At 52.3% G+C, this 18558-nt stretch carries 15 protein-coding genes; 9 read left to right on the top strand and 6 right to left on the bottom strand.

Features of this window, described 5'->3' with window-relative positions; genetic code table 11:
- Positions 1-175 precede the first annotated feature (175 nt).
- From NSU01_RS31570 to NSU01_RS31560, 3 genes are all read right to left on the bottom strand, one after another.
- Positions 176-1492: an extracellular solute-binding protein gene (locus NSU01_RS31570; protein ID WP_076247076.1), complete on the bottom strand. Its 1317-nt coding sequence runs from the start codon at positions 1490-1492 to the stop codon at positions 176-178.
- 114 nt (positions 1493-1606) lie between these two features.
- Positions 1607-2443 carry a carbohydrate ABC transporter permease gene (locus NSU01_RS31565; RefSeq protein WP_039300683.1) on the bottom strand — a complete coding sequence of 279 codons (837 nt, stop codon included), beginning with the start codon at positions 2441-2443 and terminating at the stop codon, positions 1607-1609.
- Positions 2443-3333 (bottom strand): sugar ABC transporter permease, encoded by an 891-nt coding sequence (locus tag NSU01_RS31560; protein ID WP_039300685.1) that lies wholly within the window; start codon positions 3331-3333, stop codon positions 2443-2445. Before NSU01_RS31560 ends, NSU01_RS31565 begins: the two co-directional genes overlap by 1 nt.
- Positions 3334-3524: 191 nt before the next feature.
- Between NSU01_RS31560 and NSU01_RS31555 the strand changes: the two genes are divergently transcribed.
- From NSU01_RS31555 to NSU01_RS31545, 3 genes are all read left to right on the top strand, one after another.
- Complete coding sequence (locus NSU01_RS31555) at positions 3525-5348, top strand: sensor histidine kinase (protein ID WP_076247073.1); 1824 nt, start codon at positions 3525-3527, stop codon at positions 5346-5348.
- 112 nt (positions 5349-5460) lie between these two features.
- Positions 5461-7041, top strand: coding sequence for a response regulator (locus NSU01_RS31550; RefSeq protein WP_076247071.1), 1581 nt, complete (start codon positions 5461-5463; stop codon positions 7039-7041).
- A 101-nt stretch (positions 7042-7142) separates the two neighbouring features.
- Positions 7143-8144 (top strand): HD-GYP domain-containing protein, encoded by a 1002-nt coding sequence (locus tag NSU01_RS31545; protein WP_039300694.1) that lies wholly within the window; start codon positions 7143-7145, stop codon positions 8142-8144.
- Positions 8145-8161: 17 nt separating this feature from the next.
- On the opposite strand, the gene NSU01_RS31540 is transcribed toward NSU01_RS31545, so the two are convergent.
- Positions 8162-9307 (bottom strand): N-acetylmuramoyl-L-alanine amidase, encoded by a 1146-nt coding sequence (locus NSU01_RS31540; RefSeq protein ID WP_076247069.1) that lies wholly within the window; start codon positions 9305-9307, stop codon positions 8162-8164.
- A gap of 224 nt (positions 9308-9531) precedes the next feature.
- On the opposite strand from NSU01_RS31540, the gene NSU01_RS31535 reads away from it, so the two are divergent.
- Together NSU01_RS31535 and NSU01_RS31530 are read left to right on the top strand one after the other, a co-directional pair.
- Positions 9532-10533 (top strand): TIR domain-containing protein, encoded by a 1002-nt coding sequence (locus NSU01_RS31535; protein WP_042140073.1) that lies wholly within the window; start codon positions 9532-9534, stop codon positions 10531-10533.
- Between the two features lie 4 nt (positions 10534-10537).
- Positions 10538-10765, top strand: a complete 228-nt coding sequence (locus NSU01_RS31530) for a hypothetical protein (RefSeq protein WP_052416752.1) — start codon at positions 10538-10540, stop codon at positions 10763-10765.
- A 1045-nt stretch (positions 10766-11810) separates the two neighbouring features.
- Here the strand turns inward: NSU01_RS31530 and NSU01_RS31525 are convergent.
- On the bottom strand, positions 11811-13064 hold the full coding sequence (locus tag NSU01_RS31525) for an MFS transporter (RefSeq protein ID WP_076247065.1): 1254 nt from the start codon (positions 13062-13064) through the stop codon (positions 11811-11813).
- Positions 13065-13178: 114 nt separating this feature from the next.
- On the opposite strand from NSU01_RS31525, the gene NSU01_RS31520 reads away from it, so the two are divergent.
- Positions 13179-14045, top strand: a complete 867-nt coding sequence (locus NSU01_RS31520) for an Rgg/GadR/MutR family transcriptional regulator (RefSeq protein WP_076247061.1) — start codon at positions 13179-13181, stop codon at positions 14043-14045.
- A gap of 75 nt (positions 14046-14120) precedes the next feature.
- On the opposite strand, the gene NSU01_RS31515 is transcribed toward NSU01_RS31520, so the two are convergent.
- The gene (locus NSU01_RS31515; RefSeq protein WP_076247058.1) at positions 14121-15233 is read right to left on the bottom strand and encodes an LLM class flavin-dependent oxidoreductase; all 1113 of its coding nucleotides are present in this window, start codon (positions 15231-15233) and stop codon (positions 14121-14123) included.
- A gap of 470 nt (positions 15234-15703) precedes the next feature.
- On the opposite strand from NSU01_RS31515, the gene NSU01_RS31510 reads away from it, so the two are divergent.
- From NSU01_RS31510 to NSU01_RS31500, 3 genes are all read left to right on the top strand, one after another.
- Positions 15704-16480, top strand: a complete 777-nt coding sequence (locus NSU01_RS31510) for an ABC transporter ATP-binding protein (protein WP_042140068.1) — start codon at positions 15704-15706, stop codon at positions 16478-16480.
- Positions 16481-16834: 354 nt separating this feature from the next.
- Positions 16835-17656 (top strand): ABC transporter permease, encoded by an 822-nt coding sequence (locus NSU01_RS31505; RefSeq protein WP_076247056.1) that lies wholly within the window; start codon positions 16835-16837, stop codon positions 17654-17656.
- Between the two features lie 14 nt (positions 17657-17670).
- Positions 17671-18558 carry an ABC transporter permease gene (locus tag NSU01_RS31500; protein ID WP_052422116.1) on the top strand — a complete coding sequence of 296 codons (888 nt, stop codon included), beginning with the start codon at positions 17671-17673 and terminating at the stop codon, positions 18556-18558.

The following is an 18558-nucleotide window of genomic DNA, read 5'->3' as shown; positions in this document are numbered from 1 at the left end:
GGATTTTCACCGCTAAGGGGAATAAATAAAATCTGGATACAAGAGCGATTGGAACAACGTTCCGTTTGCGGAGCGTGCTCTAAAATGCCAACGTAAATCCTGCTCTAAAACAAATATAAAAAAGAGGCACCCAAGCCATTTTGGCTTTGAGGCACCTCTTGCTTTTTATTAAATCCTATTGCTTCACAATATCCTGCACAGCCTTATCCAGCTTCTCCAGCAGCTTATCACGGTCAAGCTGTCCGCCGAGATATTCCTGCATCGCAGCGCCGAAGCCCTGGGTTACGCCGTCAGGGAACATATCCCAGTTCCAGCCGAGGGCGGTAGCGGATTTCTCCTGCACGGCAACGGCAACCTGGCCGATGTCTGCCGCGTCAGCGGTGACGTTAGTTTCAGCCGGAATGAACTTGAATTCCTTGGTCAGATACTTCTGGCCGGTCTCCGAGCTTACGAGCCAGTTCAGGAAGGCTTTGGCTTCTTCCGGATGCTCGGATTTGCTGTTCACCACATAGTTGTTAGGTACGCCTACCAGGATGGTGCCTTCTTCGTCGCTGATCGGAAGCGGGAGGAGGCCCAGATTCAGGGCAGGATCGATTTTGTCGATATCGCCTTGCGTCCAGTTACCCTGCAGCATCATTGCAGCTTTGCCGGATGCGAACTCAGCAACCTGGGTAGCATAGTCGGTAGTCATCTTGTTATCCTGAGCGTTGTCGAAGATCACATCCACCAGATCCAGCCACTGCTCGAATACAGCGTTGCCTTTGATTGTCTGCGTGCCGGCTTTGACATCGTCGATGAACTGCTTCGGATCAGGCTGATGGGCTAGACCTACGTTCACAAGGTGAATTCCCATCGACCACCACTCATTCGTAGCTTCAAACGGTGTGATGCTGGCGGCTTTCAGCTTGGCTGCCGCATCTTTCAATTGCGGGAGGGTCTTAGGCTCTTCCGTAATGCCGGCTTTGGCGAACAGATCCTTGTTGTAGATCAGTCCATAGCCTTCTACGTTCATTGGCATACCATAGAGCTTGCCGTCCACGGTTGCCGGAGTTTTGGCGGTTGGGATCAGACTCTCCGCCCAAGGCTCATTGCTCAAATCAGTGGCGCGGTCCATATAAGGTACGAGGGCAGTATAACCGCCGTTATTGAAAATTTCAGGCTCAGAGCCGGAAGCAATCTCCGCTTTGAGCAGCGCGCCGTAATCTTCACCGCCGCCATGCGTTTCCACTTCGACCTTCACACCGGTTTCTTTCTCATATTCTTCGGCGAGTGCATTCAGCTGCTCGGCAATTTCAACCTTGAACTGGAACATTTTGATCGTAACATCCTTGGCAGGTGCCTTGGTTGCTTCCGGTGCTGTGGTTTCGGTTGACGTGTCAGGAGCATTGGTTGCGTTTCCATTGCCTGCGGAATTCGTATTGCCGCTATTCCCGCAACCTGCGATAATAAGTGTGCAAACGGTTGCGATAACGAACGCGAACTTTCTTTTCATAGAATAACCTCCCTGGTCTGTGGTTCCTGCAACTAGATCGTAATGCAAATGAGAGTGGACTTACACTTAATATTTTGCCGGGAAAAGTGGATATTGTTGCAAGGGATCTCGCGATCATCCCTTAATGGAGCCTGTGGTTACACCTTCGACAATATAACGCTGCAGGGACAGGAAGAATATGAGGATAGGCGTAATCGCCATCACGAGACCCGCAAGGGCCAGATCCCACTTCTTGGTGTACTGCCCGAAGAACTTGGTCACGGCGACCGGCAGGGTCGTCAGATCCTTATTTCCCCCGATGACGAGCACCGGCAGCAGATAGTCATTCCAGATCCACAGTGTGTTAAGGATAATGACCGTTACAATAATCGGCATGAGCAGCGGGAACACAATTTTGAAGAATACGCCATACGGATTGGAGCCATCCACCCGCGCCGCTTCCTCCAGCTCAAAAGGCACTGTCTTAATGAACCCGTGGAACAGAAATACGGACAGCGGCATTCCGAAGCCGAGATAGCAGGCCACGATTCCGTATAATTCCCCGCGAAGCTCCAGAATACTGGTCACACGGACTAATTGCAACATCAGCGACTGGAACGGAATGATCATCGCCGAGACCAGCAGCAGGAAGACGAAGGAATTGAAGCGCGTCGGCTTCCGTACAATCTGATAAGCGGCCATCGAGCTGAACAGGACGATGAAGATTACGCTTAAGACAGTGATTTGCAGGGAACTGAAGAAGGCTTGCGGGAAGTCAATGGCATCCCAGACCTTGGAGTAATTATCCCAGTGGAACACCTGCGGCCAGGAAGCGGCGTCGATCAGGATGTCCTTCAGCCCCTTAACAGAATTGCTCAGTACCAGGTAGAAGGGGGATAGGAAAATAATGGCCAGAAGTATGGCGGCGATCTCCAGAATGAAGTTTCTGGGCCGGTATCTGCTGCTGTTCATTAGGCCGACACCTCTTTTCTTTTGGTAAGCCAGACCTGAGTGACCGTGATCAGTGAAACGGCGGCGAAGAAGAGCAGCGCTTTGGCCGTACCGAGGCCGTACCGGTTGTTGATCAGTGCTTCCGCATAAATGTTATAGGCCAGCGACTGGGTCGAGGTGCCCGGTCCGCCTTTGGTCAGCGACAGGTTGAGGTCGAACATTTTGAATGCGTTAGAGGTTGTCAGGAACAGGCAGATGGTGATCGCCGGCATAATCAGAGGTACATAGACACTCTTGAACAGCTGCGGGGCACGGGCGCCGTCAATTTTGGCCGCTTCGACCAGATCCTTAGGGATACCAGCCAGCGCCGCAATATAAATGACCATCATATACCCGGCAGTCTGCCAGACGAACACAATGACCAGACCCCAGAATCCTGTGCTGGGCGTACCCAGCCAAGGCAGCTGGAAGAAGGAAATCCCGGTAAGCTCGCCGATCGTGGCGAAGCCTTTGGTGAAGATGAACTGCCAGATGTAGCCGAGCAGAATGCCGCCGATTACATTGGGCATGAAAAAGATGGTGCGGAGCAGCTTCTTCGTCTTCAGCGTCGTCATCAGAATGAAGGCAAGCAGCAGCGCCAGTACGTTGGCGGCCACTACGGAAATTACGGTGAAGCGGAGCGTAAAGAGCAGAGACTCCCAGAACTTATCGTCGTTCGTAAAAATCCGTCTCCAGTTGGCCGCGCCGGTCCAGACCGCTTTGTCCAGATCGAGCCCGTTCCAGTCGGTGGAAGAGTAGTAGAAGCCGAGGAAGAATGGGGTGACCACAATGGTCAGGAAAAAGAGCAGACAGGGGCCGAGAAATACGATTTGCTGTCCCCAGCCTCGTTGCAAGCGCAGAGCTTTTCTCATATGGAATCTCCTTTGTATAATATTTCTACGTGTTCACAGCTTCATTATAGAAAGCCCGGGCCATCGCCAACACTCAATTTGATGATGAGAAAAGTGGATTATATTGCAGCCGGGTTGCTTCCGGAGCGAGTTCTGCTGCAAGGTTATATCAGAGAAGCGGTTCTTCCGCAAAACGTTCAGGAGGTTCGCCCATGTTCAGAAACAGTATCCGGACGCGGCTGATGGCCCTAGTGCTGCTGGCGTCAGTGATTCCGTCAGGCATATCCGTTACCTTCTCCTATCTCTATACCAAACAGTCGGTTACGGAGCAGTCCGTGAAGCAGAATACGAAGCTGCTGACGCTGGGGGAAGCGAATCTCAGCAGTTATTTCAGCGGCATGAATCAGCAGGCCATGTCGCTGTACAGCGGAATTAATGTTCCGAGCTCCTTCTACACCACGCTGCTTACCGCCAAAAGCAATGAGCAGGCGCCAGAAGGTACGGTTCTGCCGGATACCCGTGCGGTGATCTCCACCCAGCTATACAATTTGTTCCTCTCGGACCGCAATACCTTCCAGATCCATCTCTACGTCAGAGCGGCCCGGCAGTCCAATCTGCTGCTGGGCGGATTGTTCCGCCGGGAAGAGAATGCGGATTACGCGGAGGCAGAGCATCCTGAAGGGACATACCGGCCGTATATTGAGGTGACACATATGGATCATCAATACGGCGTAAAGTCCGGCTTCCCCAATCTGAAGCCGGGGAGCGTTCCGGTCTTCACTGCACATTTCCCCCTCTACCGTACGCCCAGCGACAGTGTACTGGCCGATCTGTCCATTGATTACACCCTGGAGGAGCTGGAGGGAATCGTCAAATCGATGTACAACTCGGACACGGAGCGTCTGTATGTGCTGAATGAGCAGGGGCAGGCCTTGTTCGCTTCCGATCCGGACTGGGTCGGCAAACAGGTGGAGACCGGATGGAGCCGTCTTCCCGAAGATAGTGACAGCGGGCATTTCACCTGGAAAAAGGACGGCTTCCAGGGCATTGTCATGTACAAGCATATCAAGGACCCGCTCTTCAGCGGCAGCATCATCAAGCTGGTGCCTTATGAGGATCTGTATGGTGATGCGAGGGTTATCACCCGGTTCAATATGGGGATCGGGCTGCTGTTTCTCCTGATCGGGGGAATCAGCGCGGTGCTCATCTCCATCGGCTTTACCCGGCCGATCAAGAAGCTGATCAACTTCACCCAGAAGGTGCAGATCGGCCAGCTGGATGCGCATATGGACGCCGAACGCGAGGATGAATTCGGCCTGCTGACCCGCAAAATCACCGGCATGACCCGGACCATCAATGACCTGATCGTCAAGGAATACCGCCTGGAGCTGGCGAACAAGACGAATCAGCTGAAGGCGCTGCAGGCCCAGGTCAATCCGCATTTTCTTTACAATGCCCTGCAGTCCATCGCCAGCTTATCCTTGCGCTATAATGCGCCGAAGGTGTATGATCTCATCTATTCCCTGGGCAGTATGATGCGCTACTCCATGAACACGGAACGGACGCAGGTGCCGCTGCGCGATGAAATGGAGCATGTGCAGAATTATGTGATTCTGCAGACCGAGCGGTTCGGCGAAGAGAATCTGCGCCTGGAGATTCATGCGGCGGAAGCAGCGCTGGAGACGGTCCTGCCCAAGATGATTCTCCAGCCGATCGTGGAGAATATCTTCAAGCACGGCTTCGCGGACGGAATCCGCGAAGCCGTCATCCGGATAGACTGCACGCTGGAGGGGCAGTCGCGGCTGGTTCTTGCCGTCAAGGATAACGGCAAGGGCATTAGCCCGGAACGGCTGGAGGAGATTACAGCCGGACTTAGAAGCAGCGGCCGGCCTGAGAACGAAGAAATCGGCCTGTATAATGTGCTGGCCCGCCTGCGGCTGCAGTTCGGCAGCGGGGCGGAGATGCAGCTGCATAATGAAGAGGGCCAAGGGGTTACGGTTACCCTGATTATTCCGCTGGAGGGGCCAGACGAATAATGCCACCCTCCCGGAGAGACAGTTACAGTATGAATGTTTAACGCAATGAATTATGGATGATAGAGTGATGAATGAAGAAGGGTGCAGACATAACCTAAAGGAGCGGCTATACATGAAGGTGCTGATTGTAGATGATGAGAAGCATGTACGGGAGGCGATCCGTTATTTTGTTCCGTGGGACAAATATAATATCTCCGATATATATGAGGCTACCAACGGTCAGGAAGCGACCCTGATTATGCAGGAGCATCAGCCGGCGATCGTGTTCACGGATATGCGGATGCCGCTGATGGACGGAGCGGAGCTGCTGGAATGGCTGCATAAGCATTATCCGAATACGAAGACCATTGTCATCAGCGGGTATCAGGATTTCAATTACGTGAAGCCGGCGATTGTCTACGGCGGGACCGATTATCTGCTGAAGCCGCTGAACAGCAAGCAGCTGATTGCCTCGGCGGAGCATGCCTTTAAGCTGTGGATGGAGGAGGAGGCGGTGCGGAAGCAGTCGCAGCTCCAGAACATGCAGCTGAACGTACTGCGTCCGCTCTACTGGGACAAGGTGCTGTCCGATCTGGTCTACGGGCATGCCTCCTTTCAGGAGCTGAAGCTGGCGCTCTGCGAAGAGCTGGGGATGCCGATTGGAGCAGCCTCCTGCAGAGTGGCTGTCATCTCGATGCAAGGTGCAGACTGCCGTCTGCTGCAGAGATTTCATGGCGATGTGGCGCTGACGGCTTTTGTGCTGGCCAACGTCTGCAATGAAGTTATGGCACCGGACTACAGCGGTTATGCCTTCCGCAGCTGGCAGAGCGGTGGAGAGCTTGTGATTCTGCTGTGGAATGCTGTTCAACAGGCGGAGACGGTACTGAACGGAGTGAATGAATCGATCCGCCAGGCGTATGGCGTTCAGGTGGATATCGGGCTCAGCCTGCTGAACCCGTTGCCGGAGGGGCTGCAGCCTGCTTTTGCCCAGGCACGCCAAGGGCTGGAGGAACGGAATCTCCTTCAGCGTGACGGACGGATACACCTCTGCAGAGCGGCTGGGGATGAGAGTAGGCCTAAAGAAGACTACGCTCCGGATATGCAGCTGGACAAGCTTAGAATCGCGGTATTGTCGGGCGATCTGGAAAGGATGCAGCGGGTTGTGGAGGAGTGGGCGCGGGAGCTTACCGGGTTGCCGCTGCTTACGGAGAGCAGCTTTCTCCACCAGCAGGAGGAGATACGTGCGGTTCTGACACGCTGGCGGCCGGAGGAGGAGATCAGCCTGGAGCTTTGTTATGACTCACAGGGGCTGTTCTCGGTGGAGAACTGGGAGAGTCAGCTTAAATCTCTGCTGCAGCACCTCTCCAAAGGTATCGCTCAGGCTCCGGATAGCAGACTCGTGCTGGAAATCAGGGAATACCTGAACCAGAACTATGCACAGGAGATGACGCTGCAGCATATTGCGGAACGCTTTTTCATCAGCAGGGAGAATGTCTCCCGCAAATTCAAGCAGATCACCGGGGAGAATCTGTCGGATTATTTAACGAGTCTCAGAGTGGATAAGGCGAAGACTCTGCTGCAGAATACGAATTTGCGGCTGTCGCAGATCGCGGAGCTGGTAGGGTATGAAGACGAGAAATATTTCAGCCGTGTCTTCAAGAAATCCACTGGAGTAACCCCGCGGGAGTACCGTAAGCAGGAAGAGGAAGATTAAGAACGGCCTAACTTCCCTTTCAACATTTTCCAGCGATAAACCGATAATAGCTATATGGGCAATTTATATAATGTTTCGGTTATCTGGGAGGGCTGGAAGGTATGGACAACTATCTGGGAAGAACGATTAAGAATGATCTGATCAATGCATACGGAGTTACAGTTATTCCTGCCAAGAGCAAATTGAATGCAGAACATCTCGAACTCATCCGCAAACAAAGAATTGATGTGCTTGATATCATTTTTGTGGATGAACAGCAGGCTCCCTCTTATCGTCAAATGGCAAATAGTGTAGTAGATAGCTCCAAGGAAATGTTTGAATCTTACAGAATATCGCGGAAAATTCCCCTGGCGGATATCAGGAAGGATGTCGTTCCGGTAATACAGGAGATCTCGCGCAATCCGGATATTTTTGCTTTGTTCAGTTCAGTCCAGGGCAGAGATGATTATACATACCAGCACAACGTTGGAGTCGGTGTACTGTCCACCCTAATCGGCAGATGGTTACATATGAGTGAAGCCGAGCTGTCCGTGCTGTCCCTGGCGGCAACCCTGCATGATATCGGCAAGCTGAAGATTCCCAATGAGATTCTGAACAAGCCCGGCAAGCTGACGGACGAAGAGTTCAACCTGGTGAAGAAACACACAATATACGGCTATGAGATGCTGAAGGAAACCACCGGGGCCAATTCGCGCATTACACTGGCGGCACTGCAGCATCATGAGAGGAACGACGGCAAGGGATATCCGCTGGGACTTAAGGATGAACAGATTGATTCCTATAGCAAAATTATAGCGGTTGCCGATATTTTTCATGCCATGTCCAGCAAACGCCCCTACCATGAGGCTATGCCTTTCCATGTGATTGTCGATCAGATGAGAAGAGGCAGCTTTGGCGCGCTGGACCCGCATATTGTTTCGGTTTTTCTGGAGAACATTGTGAAGCGGACTGTTGGCCGTGAGGTGGTCTTAACCGATGGCCGGGTCGGCGAGATCGTCTATCTGAATCCGCATGATATCGAAACACCGCTTATCCGCATTAACGATGAATATATTGACCTCAGCAAAATAAAAGAACTCAATATCCGGGAAATCACCATATAATTTCAGATGACTTCCTTTCAGTTTTTATAATAATCAGCCAGCCCCTCGGCGATAGCCTGTGCAGCCTTCCGCTGATAAGCGGCCTTGCGGACAATCGACTCGTCGTAAGGATTGCTGAGGAACCCAAGCTCTATAAGGGCTGCGGGAAGCGGATTTTCCCTTAGAATATGATAATTGCCGAAGGAGAGGCCGTTGCTACGGAGGCCGATTCCTGCGCCAAGCCGGGTTTCAATCGCCCGGGCCAGCCGGAGATCATTCTGCTCCGAGTAGAAGAAAGTCAGCGTGCCGGAGACATTCTTCGGAGAGGAATTATAATGGATGCTGACAAAAGCATCCGCGCCGAGCTGCGTCCCGATCTGCACCCGCCGCGAGAGCGCCGGCTTCTGGTCTCCACGAGTACGGGTCAGCTCTACCCGGGCCCCCTTGGCGGTCAGGTAATCCCGGAGATATAGAGAGGTCTGCAGGGTAAGATCCTTCTCCATCGTGTCATAGGTTGTGCCGAGCATACCCGGGTCACTGCCCCCATGACCGGGATCGACGACAATCAGCTTGCCGCGGATGCTGCCGGATTTCCTTATTACACTGGTGTTCTGGGCGTTTGAACTGGCAGTGCTTAAGTTCGGGACGCTTCCCCCGGCAAGGTACTGGGTGGATACCCAGCCGGTAGTTCCTCCGGCTGTACGGATTCTTGACCATCCGTCCTGGCGGAGCAGAATCGTAACGGCATTCCCGGACTGCAAAGAACCCACTACCTCATAACTGGTTCCCGGTCCTCCCCGGATACGCAGGGAAGAGGCGGTGACAACAGCTGTTCCGCTGGAGGCAGAGGAGGTCTTAACGGATGTGCTGGCGGATGAGGCGGATGAGGTTCCCGCGGAGGCAGCTCCGCTGGTCCGCTTCAGATAATACCCGGCGACCCATCCGGATACAGATCCGGCCCGTACTTTGAGCCAGCCATGCTGCTCCTCTGTGACAGTAACTACGGCTCCACCAGCCAGAGAGCCGGTGATGGCTGCGCTTGCAGCAGGCTCACTGCGCACATTCAGGGAGTTCGCGTATACTTTGGCTGTATAGGTATCTGCAGCATGGGCAGCAGAAGACGGCAGCGCATATGAAGTCAACAGACAGGCTGCCAGTACGGCGGTATGTAATATTCTTTTCATATAAAGCCTCTTTTCCCGGATAGATAAATTTCTATTACCCGTTTCATCGGCCGGAGAACAACGATTTATTAAAATTGAGGATAATTGTGATTCAATTCTACATATAACAACGACAATTCACACTAAGATGTCTTGCTGTTTAATATACCTGGCGGCCCTATTCCTAAGGGGGAAATGTCTGTATAATTATTACATATTGGGGAAACAGATAAAGGAGTGCCGCCGTGATCAGACCTAGATTATTCATTGGATCCTCCAGAGAATCCATCCGCTACGCCAGGGCCATCCACGAGCAGCTGAAGCGGACCGCAGAAGTTCATCCTTGGTATGCAGCTGCTTTCCGGCCGAATGAATATACGATGGAGGCACTGGAGCGGAATCTGGATATCAGTGACTTTGCCGTATTCGTGTTCTCGCCTGATGATGTAGCCCGGATCAGGGGTAAATATTATTATGTAACCCGGGATAATACCCAGTTTGAAATGGGTTTGTTCTGGTCCAGATTACGGCGCGGCCGGGTCTTCTGCCTGCTGCCGGATCAGGTACCCTCCCGCAGCGATCTGATTCCGGGGGAGAATGTGGAAGAGTACCACCTGCTGTCTGATCTGTCCGGGCTGACGCCGCTGGAATACGAGTGGCAGCATGAGAATGCTACAGCTGCGGTGGATGTCAGCTGCGGCAAAATCATCGACAGCATTCAGGGACAGGGCATGTACCATGATCCGGCTGTTGAGCTGCAGCAGCTTAGAGCAGAGCTTAGGCGAAAAGAAAGTATCCTTCACTTCTTTTGGCAATATAATAATAATGTGACGCCTCCCCAGCCGGGTGAGAACTATCAGGCGCTCAGCGAAGCCGTCCGTAATTCATTCATACCTCCGGAGGATTGCCGGGTGATCGGAGCCGCCATGTGGCGGGCCGAAGAGGGGGAAGGCCTGAAACAGGTGGGCGGCAATGTAGGCCGCGGGCATGTCTATCCGTTCTCGACCTCTGAAGACGGAGGCGGAAAACCGGGTGTGCTGGATGCTTTTTTGGCTAAGGAATGGACTTTCTTACAGCGTACGGAAGTTGCGGAGGTATATATCCTATGCTATCCTTTAGGGGAGAACCACGTGATTTCTGTACATTTCTCCGGAAGCGGGGGATTATCGGCAGAGGATCTTACAGCAGTGGTTGCCTATAACCGTGATTTGTTCCGTACCGTCAATCATCTAGTGGAAGGGGACTGACAGGATGAAGAATATGAAGAATGCAGTTAGTGTTTCTAGTAGCGTCCGCCGGTCTGCGGGCGGTAACGGTAACAGTGCGGGAGGCAAAGGCCGTTCCAGACGCAAGTCCGGCACCAAGCTCTCTCCATCCGCGCTTAATGTATATTTAGCGCCTTCTCTGGAGGGCGGAGACGACGAGTACAAGAAGCTGGTCAGCGGTAAAGTGGATAATAACAAGCCATCATTCGCATAACGCATACTGGATACAGTATAACGAATATTGAATATTGAATACTGAATACTGAATACTGAATACTGAATACTGAATACTGAATACTGAATACTGAATACTGCTTACATCGAGCATTGAGCAGGTCTCCGGCATGGCCGGGGGCCTTTTTTGTTCTTTAATTGTTCTTTAAGGGATTATGAGATTCGTCTATGTAGATAAGGAGCGTAATGTATGGATAAGTTTCCTTGGAGTTCGGGGCAGAAACGTCTGCCGGACGCAATAGTTCTTATAGCAGGAATCCCTCTGCCCGGCCGGACGCGGGTGGTGTGGGGGAATCAAAGGGATAAATCCCACTAATCCGGCCGAAAGTGGACGGTATGAGAAAATTAAAGGGATAAATCCCATTAAATCCGCCGAAAGTGGACGGTATGAGAAAATTAAAGGGATAAATCCCACTAATTCGGCCGAACGTGGGCGGTATGGGGAAATTAAAGGGATAAATCCCACTAATTCGGCTGAAAGTAGGCGATATGAGGAGATTAAAGGGATGAATCCCACTAAATCGGCTGAAAGTGGGCGGTATGAGGGAATTAAAGGGATAAATCCCGCTAATTAGGCTGAAAGTAGGCGATATGAGGAAATTAAAGGGATAAATCCCACTAAATCGGCCGAAAGTGGGCGGTATAAGAAAATTAAAGGGATAAATCCCTTTGATCACGTCGGCTACGGGGCAAATGAGGAAATGAAGGGCATTAGTGCCCCTGAATTCACCGGGTACGGGCCAAAATGAGGAAATGAGGGGCATTAGTGCCCCTGAATTCACCGGCTACGGGCAAAACGAGGAAATGAGGGGCATTAGTGCCCCTGAATTCACCGGGTACGGGCCAAACGAGGAAATGAGGGGCATTAGTGCCCCTGAATTCACCGGGTGCGGGCCAAATGAGGAAATGAGTGCCCTTGATCCCGCCGACTACGGGCAAACGAGGAAATTAGGAGCACAAGCGCCCTTAATTCCGCTGGATGTGGGGCAATTTTACCGATGCTATTCCAGAAGTAGTTTGTTCTTTTACCCACCCTCCTGATGCACTCCTGTATATTTAGCATCCACTGGCTGCCGGGTCTTCCGCAGATGCTGGAACCATGCGCCTCCGATCAGAGCAGCCCCGGCAGCAGTAATCCCGCCAATCAGTCCGAACACCGGGACAGGAGATTCTACCCCGTACAGCCCCAGCAGACCCGCCCCAAGCATAGGGCCGAAAGTGGTTCCGATCTTAACAAACTCCGAGCAGCCGAAATAGAGCCCCTTATTACTCTCCGGGGACAGCTCATCCACCAAGGCATCGAACCGCGCACCAATCAGCAGCTCCCCCAGACTGAACACTGTAATGAACAGCAGCGGCATCGACGGGGAGACGGGCAGCACAAAGAACAGAAAGCTTGCGGCAATCAGCAGATTGCTGGTGAGTACCACGTGGAAAGGATTCCACTTCGAGATCCAGCGCAGTACGGCAAATTGCGCAGCCAGAATAACAACCGCATTGAGCGACAGGATCACCGAATACATCCGGGCACCGTCGGCCAAGGCAGATGTGGAGTTTAAATATTGGGATACGGTTCCGTTCAGCTGGGAATACCCGAAGAAGGAGAAGCTCATTCCGGCCAGCAGGAGGAGGAATACATAGTCCTTGCGGATTGCACCACGATTCTTGAGGCTGCCGATACTCCGGGCTGCAACAGAAGCGTGGATGCGGCCCCCGTGCCGGAAGAAGAATTGCGTGGAGACGCCATACAGAATATAAAGCACGCCCAGAATAACATAAGGAAAGAGCGTCAGCTTCATATTGAACATCAGGCTTAACAGCGGGCCGAGAAAACAGCCCAGATTAATCGCCGTATACCGCAGATTGAAGACGAGCAGCCGGTTCTCCGGGAGCGTTTCGGTGGACAGCACTTTTTTGCTGGCAGGCTCGAAGATGGAGTAGCATAATCCGTTAAGGCCGTTAAGCAGCAGGAAGGCCGGGAAGCTGTCCGCATAATAGAACAGAATGAATAGGCTTCCCCAGACTATGGGGACAACGGCGATGATTTTGTGCAGAGGCAGCCGGTCCGCAAGCGCCCCTCCGAAGCCGCTGAAGAGTACATTCACCAGCGGATTGATACTGAGAACACAGCCGGCCAGGAAGATGGAGAGATGTTTTTGACTCGTCAGAAAGATAGCCAGATAAGGGACGCTCATAAATAGTGCAGTTCTCGTGAAAAAAGTTCCGGCCAGAATGTTCCATACTCTACTGTTTAGTTTCCGTGACAAATGAAAGCCCATGATAATCCTTCCCCTGCTTTTTATATTTTGATTTGTGCCGAGTGTAGCATACAATGAAAATCAGACCGGGAAATTGTGCTGTATACTCACACGGCAGAGCGGAGGAGTGAAATCATGTTTCTGGGCTCTACAATTAGGCAAATCCGTTCCTCCAAAGGAATAAGCCAGTCGATTCTGGCGGATGGGATTATGAGCCGATCCAACTTGTCACGCTTCGAGGGCGGTAAATATTATCCCGGGTATGACAAGCTGATCCTCTTGCTGGACAAGCTGGAAATGTCCCTTGAGGAGCTGCTGTTCCTGCAGAATGGCTATGCACAGCCGGAGAAACGTACGCTTCACCTAAGTCTGGTGGAGGCGGCGAACCGTTATGAATTCGACAAAGTAAGAACGATCAGCTATGAATGCCGTTTCTTGTACGGGGCGACGCGCACGGAGGTTTATTATCATTTGTATCTGCTGGGCCAGGGTTTTCTGATTCAGTATCAGCGGGAGGATGAGATCAGGCAGTTAAGCGAATTAGCCGGGGAGATCAAGCCTTATCTGATGGGTGCGGACATATGGTATCTGTATGAGTTCAAGCTGCTGAATAATTTCCTGTTTACGCTAAGCAGCGGCGACGCGATCTTTTTTGGACTAAGGGCTGTGGATGAATTTGATAAATACCATGACTTTGCCGAGAGCCGGACCATCCAGCAGCATCTGATGCAGAACATCGCGAAAATTTGCCTGAAAGAGCATAATTACAAGCAAAGCCTGTTCTTCCTTAAAAAAGCGCTGCCCTTAGCGGATAAGACGAACTTGCTGTACGATAAAATTGTCACATTGGTGTACCATGAGCTCACGCTGCTCTGTCTGAAGCATAAAGAAGATACGCAGCAGTTATTGGGTTACCTGGATATTCTCCGGCAGCTTGAGTTCAATGACAGTTATGACGCGCTGCAGCAGGTGTGCCGGATACATCTGCCGGATATATTCTGATACATATACTATTGAATTTCCGCAAAAAAAGGTTGCCGCCCTATCACCGGGCGGCAACCTTTTTGGTTCTGCTTATTATTGGGGGGAAGAGATGCCGCTGCGCTTCTTGGCGAGCTCGCGCCGCACAACCGGAGCTACTTCTGTTGCCAGCAGCTCAATGGCTTCTGCCACCTTGGCATAGGGGAGGCCGCCGATATCCAACTGGGTCATGAAGCGGTGATGGCCGAACAGCTCATGCTGATAGAGGATCTTCTCAATAATCTGCTGCGGGCTGCCCACGGCCAAAGTATTGTCCGGAGAGGTGAACCGGCCGAATTCATTGCGCGAGACGCGGTATTGCTGGCCGGGCTTCGGGCTGATCGCATTGCGGTAGCTGTAGTAATAAGGATAATACTCATCCAGCGCCTGCTGAGAGGTTCTGGCGATATAGCCGTGACTTGTGATGGCGATCTTCAAGTCTTCCGGCCTGTGCCCTGCTGCGGCGCCGGAACGGCGGTAGGTGTCGGCCAGATTCTGGAAAGGCTCCGGACTGCCGCTTAGAATGGCGATAGCCATACCTACACCCAGCGCCCCGGCCTTCTGGGCACTTTCGGCCGAACCGCCGATGCCGACCCAGAGCGGAAGCTTCTGCTGCAGCGGACGCGGGGCAATCTCGGCGTTATGCAGCGGGGAGCGGAACTTGCCTTCCCAGTTCATGACCTCATGCTGGTTCAGCGTGAGCAGCAGGTCGAGATTCTCGCTGAACAGCTGTTTGTAATCCTCCAGCTCATAGCCGAACAGCGGGAAGGATTCCAGGAAAGCGCCGCGTCCGGCGATAATCTCTGCCCGGCCGTCCGACAGCAGATCCAGTGTAGCGAAATCCTCGAAGACACGAACCGGATCAATCGTGCTCAGTACGGTGGTTGCGCTGGTAAGCTTAATCCGCTCTGTAACTTGGGCAATAGCTGCCAGCACAACCGGCACTGAGGAGATGACGAAATCCAGCCGGTGATGTTCACCCACGCCGAATACATCCAGCCCCGCTTCATCGGCAAGCTTCGCGGCGGCAATCACTTCATGGAGCCGCTGGCGGGGGCTAATCCGCTGCCCCGTTTCGCAATCGGTTACGATATCCCCGAGTGTATAAATACCGAACTCGAACTCCGGTTCAGCCGCTTGCTTGGCTTGATCATTCCCTAGATTGTTCATTGGTACAGACCCCTTATTATCCAGAATATTTATTAGGTTTAAAGCTTAAGCTTGTCCGTTACAGCAAGGATATACTCTACTATACCATAACGACTTACAAAATGTAAGTATATGAGTGTAAGTTTGTGATATGAGGAGATGGAGATGAGCAGATGAACAAATGAGCAGATGAGCAGCAGCAGGCATTACCAAAAGCGTAATACTGTTTTTTGCGTATACACTTGATGGGATACAGAGTGCTTTCAGAAAGTCTATATCGAAAATAATTAATCCGGGCGGAATTTGTGTATTTTCATTGACAGATTTACAGATAGGTGATATTTTAAATTTACAAATTCCAATTGATTTACTTTGGATTAAAATTAGCCGACTGTACAGACAGAGGTGCCGCGCGTTTTCTATCGCGAGGTTCCTCTGTTTTTTTGTATTACAATAGTACATTTATATTTCAGCCAGAAGGAGGAGCAGATATGGGAGAAGCTTTATTGTCCATCACACAGCTGAATAAGCGCTTTGATACCGCCGGAGGACATGTGCAGGCATTGCAGGATGTGGAGCTGCATGTAGAGGAAGGGGAATTCATCACGGTGATTGGTCCCAGCGGCTGCGGCAAAAGCACTCTGCTGCGCATCGTTGCCGGTCTGGATACCGGCTATACCGGCAACGTTACGCTGGAAGGTGCAGAGATAGGCGGGCCGGGGATCGATAAGGGGTTTATTTTTCAGGAGCACCGCTTGTTCCCGTGGCTTACGGTAGAGAAGAACATTGCCTCCGATCTGCCGCTGGGCAGGCCGGATATCCGGAAGCGGGTGGATGAGCTGATTGATCTGGTGAAGCTGGGCGGCTTCGAGAAGTCCTATCCCCGGGAGCTGTCGGGCGGGATGGCCCAGCGTGTGGCAATTGCCCGTGCGCTGCTGAGGAACCCGAAGATTCTGCTGCTGGATGAACCCTTTGGTGCGCTGGATGCCTTCACCCGGGCGCATATGCAGACGGTGCTGCTCGATATTTGGCGGCGGAACCGGACTACGATGATTTTTGTAACCCATGATATTGATGAAGCAGTATTCCTCGGCAACCGGGTCGTTATTCTGGAACCCCGTCCGGGTAAAATCCGCAAGATCGTACCTGTCGACCTCCCCTATCCGCGTAAAAAAACAACAACCTCCTTTCAAGAGCTGCGCCTGAAGGTATTGAACTACTTTGAGAAGGTCGATGAGCTTGAGCTGAAGGACGGGGCGGGTATATAAGTGACTCCTGATTCGTTGTTCGTGGATCGTTGTTGTCAGAATGGATACTCCTCAGTAGACACGGTATACACATATTGTTGTACGTAATACAACTTTGATCAACGATACCAGGCGAGCTCGAAGGGATTGTTGTACAAAATACAAGAATTATCCCGCTAAGAGGCTTGGAGAGGAAGAATTGATGCCTTTTGTACAACAATTTTGAGTTATGAACGATATGATGAGGGAAATGTTGTATTTTGTGCAGGAAGACGGTGCAGGAAGGTTGTATTGTGAAAAAGAGTGAACAAGTGCGGATCTATATCCGACTTAATCAATGTGAATATACTAATTAATTCAGAGGGAGGGACAGCCATGGCTGAACGGGCTGTAGCGGCAGGGAATGCCGGAAGAACAGGAAGGCCTGACGGCCCCGGAAAGGCGGCGATTGCCGGTCTGGGATTGCTGCTTCCGGCAGGTGTATTAATCCTGTGGCAGATTTTGAGCCATTACGGAATGATCTCGGAGATGCTGTTCCCGGCGCCTTCTACGATTGTCCAGTCATTCATTACCCTGGCATCTACCGGGGATTTATGGAGCAACCTCAGAATCAGTGTCGTGCGGGCATTGTCAGGATTTCTGCTTGGCGGCGGGCTGGGTCTACTCTTTGGCATTCTGGTCGGATTATTCCGCAGATCGGAGAAGCTGCTGGACCCCTCGCTGCAAATGATCCGGATGATCCCGAGCCTTGCGGTAGTGCCGCTGTTCATTCTCTGGTTCGGCATCGGGGAGGAATCCAAGGTGCTGCTGATTGCCAAGGGAGCGTTTTTCCCGATCTATATTAATACCTTTATGGGCATACGGGGAACGGATAATAAGCTGTTCGAAGTAGCCCGGGTGCTTGGCTTCAGCAGAGGGAAGCAGATTCTGCGGCTGGTGCTCCCGGCAGCAGTGCCGAATATCATGCTCGGTGTGCGCTTGTCGCTGGGTCTCTCATGGCTGGGGCTGGTGGTGGCGGAGCTCATTGCTTCCACCTCGGGGATCGGCTATATGATGTCGGATGCCCGCCAGTTTGCTGATACGCCTGTAGTGTTTGTCGGGATAATTGTATTCGCCGCTGCCGGGCTGCTGAGTGACACCATTGTCCGCCTGATCGAGCAGCGGCTGCTGCGGTGGCGGGACAGCTATCAAGGATAGGAGGGAAGAACCGCATGAGTGAAGGGATAGAAGCAATAATCAAGACTGCCAAGGGGGTAAGGGAAGCCCGTGATTATAGCGGAACCGCTCCAATTACTACGCATAACAACAAGAGAAGATTAATGGTTGCATCCTGGAAAACTCTTTTGTCCGACTGGGGCACCGGGGCTGTTATTCCTGTAGCTGTAATCGCCGTATGGCAGCTTGCCGGAAGCGCAGGCTGGATCTCGCCGGAGTTTCTTCCGGCGCCGCTGACGATTCTCTCCGCTTTTGCAGATCTGGCGGTTAGCGGGGAGCTTGTCCATCATCTGGGCGTCAGTATCGGACGGGCTGGCATCGGATTCCTTATCGGAGGAATTCTCGGCCTGCTGCTGGGGACACTGACCGGCCTGTTCCGCAGTGCAGCCTATCTGCTGGACCCGAGCGTGCAGATTCTGCGGCTGGTTCCCCATCTGGCTATTGCCCCGCTGATCATTCTATGGTTCGGCTTCGGGGAGATTTCGAAGGTGGTTATTATCATGAGCGGCTCTTTCTTTCCGCTCTATATCAATACATTCATGGGCATCCGGGGAGTGGACAACAAGCTGTTTGAAGTAGCCCGGGTGCTCGGATTCAGCCCGCTGCAGAAGCTGCGGCGGCTGATCCTGCCGGCGGCGCTGCCGGGCATTCTGCTGGGACTGCGCCTGTCGATGGCTGTGGCCTGGATCGGTCTGGTGGTTGCCGAACTGATCGGATCACAGTCCGGGGTTGGGTTTCTCATTAATGAGGCGAAGCAGAATTCCAATACGGCCGTTATTTTTGTCGGAATTATTATTTTTGCAGTGGTCGGCAAGCTGATCGATTCTCTCTTCCGCATCATCGAACGCAAATTCCTGTACTGGCGTGACAGCTATCAAGGTTAA

The organism is Paenibacillus sp. FSL H8-0259 (assembly GCF_037963255.1).
GTDB classification, from domain to species: domain Bacteria; phylum Bacillota; class Bacilli; order Paenibacillales; family Paenibacillaceae; genus Paenibacillus_AQ; species Paenibacillus_AQ phytohabitans.
The sequence above is the reverse complement of the archived record's forward strand: the minus strand, read 5'-3'. Positions and strand labels throughout refer to the sequence as shown.

What these genes read in the sequence shown, in the direction of transcription:
- NSU01_RS31570 (WP_076247076.1), bottom strand. Translation starts at nt 1,492, where the DNA reads ATGAAAAGAAAGTTCGCGTTCGTTATCGCAACCGTTTGCACACTTATT.
- NSU01_RS31565 (WP_039300683.1), bottom strand. Translation starts at nt 2,443, where the DNA reads ATGAACAGCAGCAGATACCGGCCCAGAAACTTCATTCTGGAGATCGCC.
- NSU01_RS31560 (WP_039300685.1), bottom strand. Translation starts at nt 3,333, where the DNA reads ATGAGAAAAGCTCTGCGCTTGCAACGAGGCTGGGGACAGCAAATCGTA.
- NSU01_RS31555 (WP_076247073.1), top strand. Translation starts at nt 3,525, where the DNA reads ATGTTCAGAAACAGTATCCGGACGCGGCTGATGGCCCTAGTGCTGCTG.
- NSU01_RS31550 (WP_076247071.1), top strand. Translation starts at nt 5,461, where the DNA reads ATGAAGGTGCTGATTGTAGATGATGAGAAGCATGTACGGGAGGCGATC.
- NSU01_RS31545 (WP_039300694.1), top strand. Translation starts at nt 7,143, where the DNA reads ATGGACAACTATCTGGGAAGAACGATTAAGAATGATCTGATCAATGCA.
- NSU01_RS31540 (WP_076247069.1), bottom strand. Translation starts at nt 9,307, where the DNA reads ATGAAAAGAATATTACATACCGCCGTACTGGCAGCCTGTCTGTTGACT.
- NSU01_RS31530 (WP_052416752.1), top strand. Translation starts at nt 10,538, where the DNA reads ATGAAGAATATGAAGAATGCAGTTAGTGTTTCTAGTAGCGTCCGCCGG.
- NSU01_RS31525 (WP_076247065.1), bottom strand. Translation starts at nt 13,064, where the DNA reads ATGGGCTTTCATTTGTCACGGAAACTAAACAGTAGAGTATGGAACATT.
- NSU01_RS31520 (WP_076247061.1), top strand. Translation starts at nt 13,179, where the DNA reads ATGTTTCTGGGCTCTACAATTAGGCAAATCCGTTCCTCCAAAGGAATA.
- NSU01_RS31515 (WP_076247058.1), bottom strand. Translation starts at nt 15,233, where the DNA reads ATGAACAATCTAGGGAATGATCAAGCCAAGCAAGCGGCTGAACCGGAG.
- NSU01_RS31510 (WP_042140068.1), top strand. Translation starts at nt 15,704, where the DNA reads ATGGGAGAAGCTTTATTGTCCATCACACAGCTGAATAAGCGCTTTGAT.
- NSU01_RS31505 (WP_076247056.1), top strand. Translation starts at nt 16,835, where the DNA reads ATGGCTGAACGGGCTGTAGCGGCAGGGAATGCCGGAAGAACAGGAAGG.
- NSU01_RS31500 (WP_052422116.1), top strand. Translation starts at nt 17,671, where the DNA reads ATGAGTGAAGGGATAGAAGCAATAATCAAGACTGCCAAGGGGGTAAGG.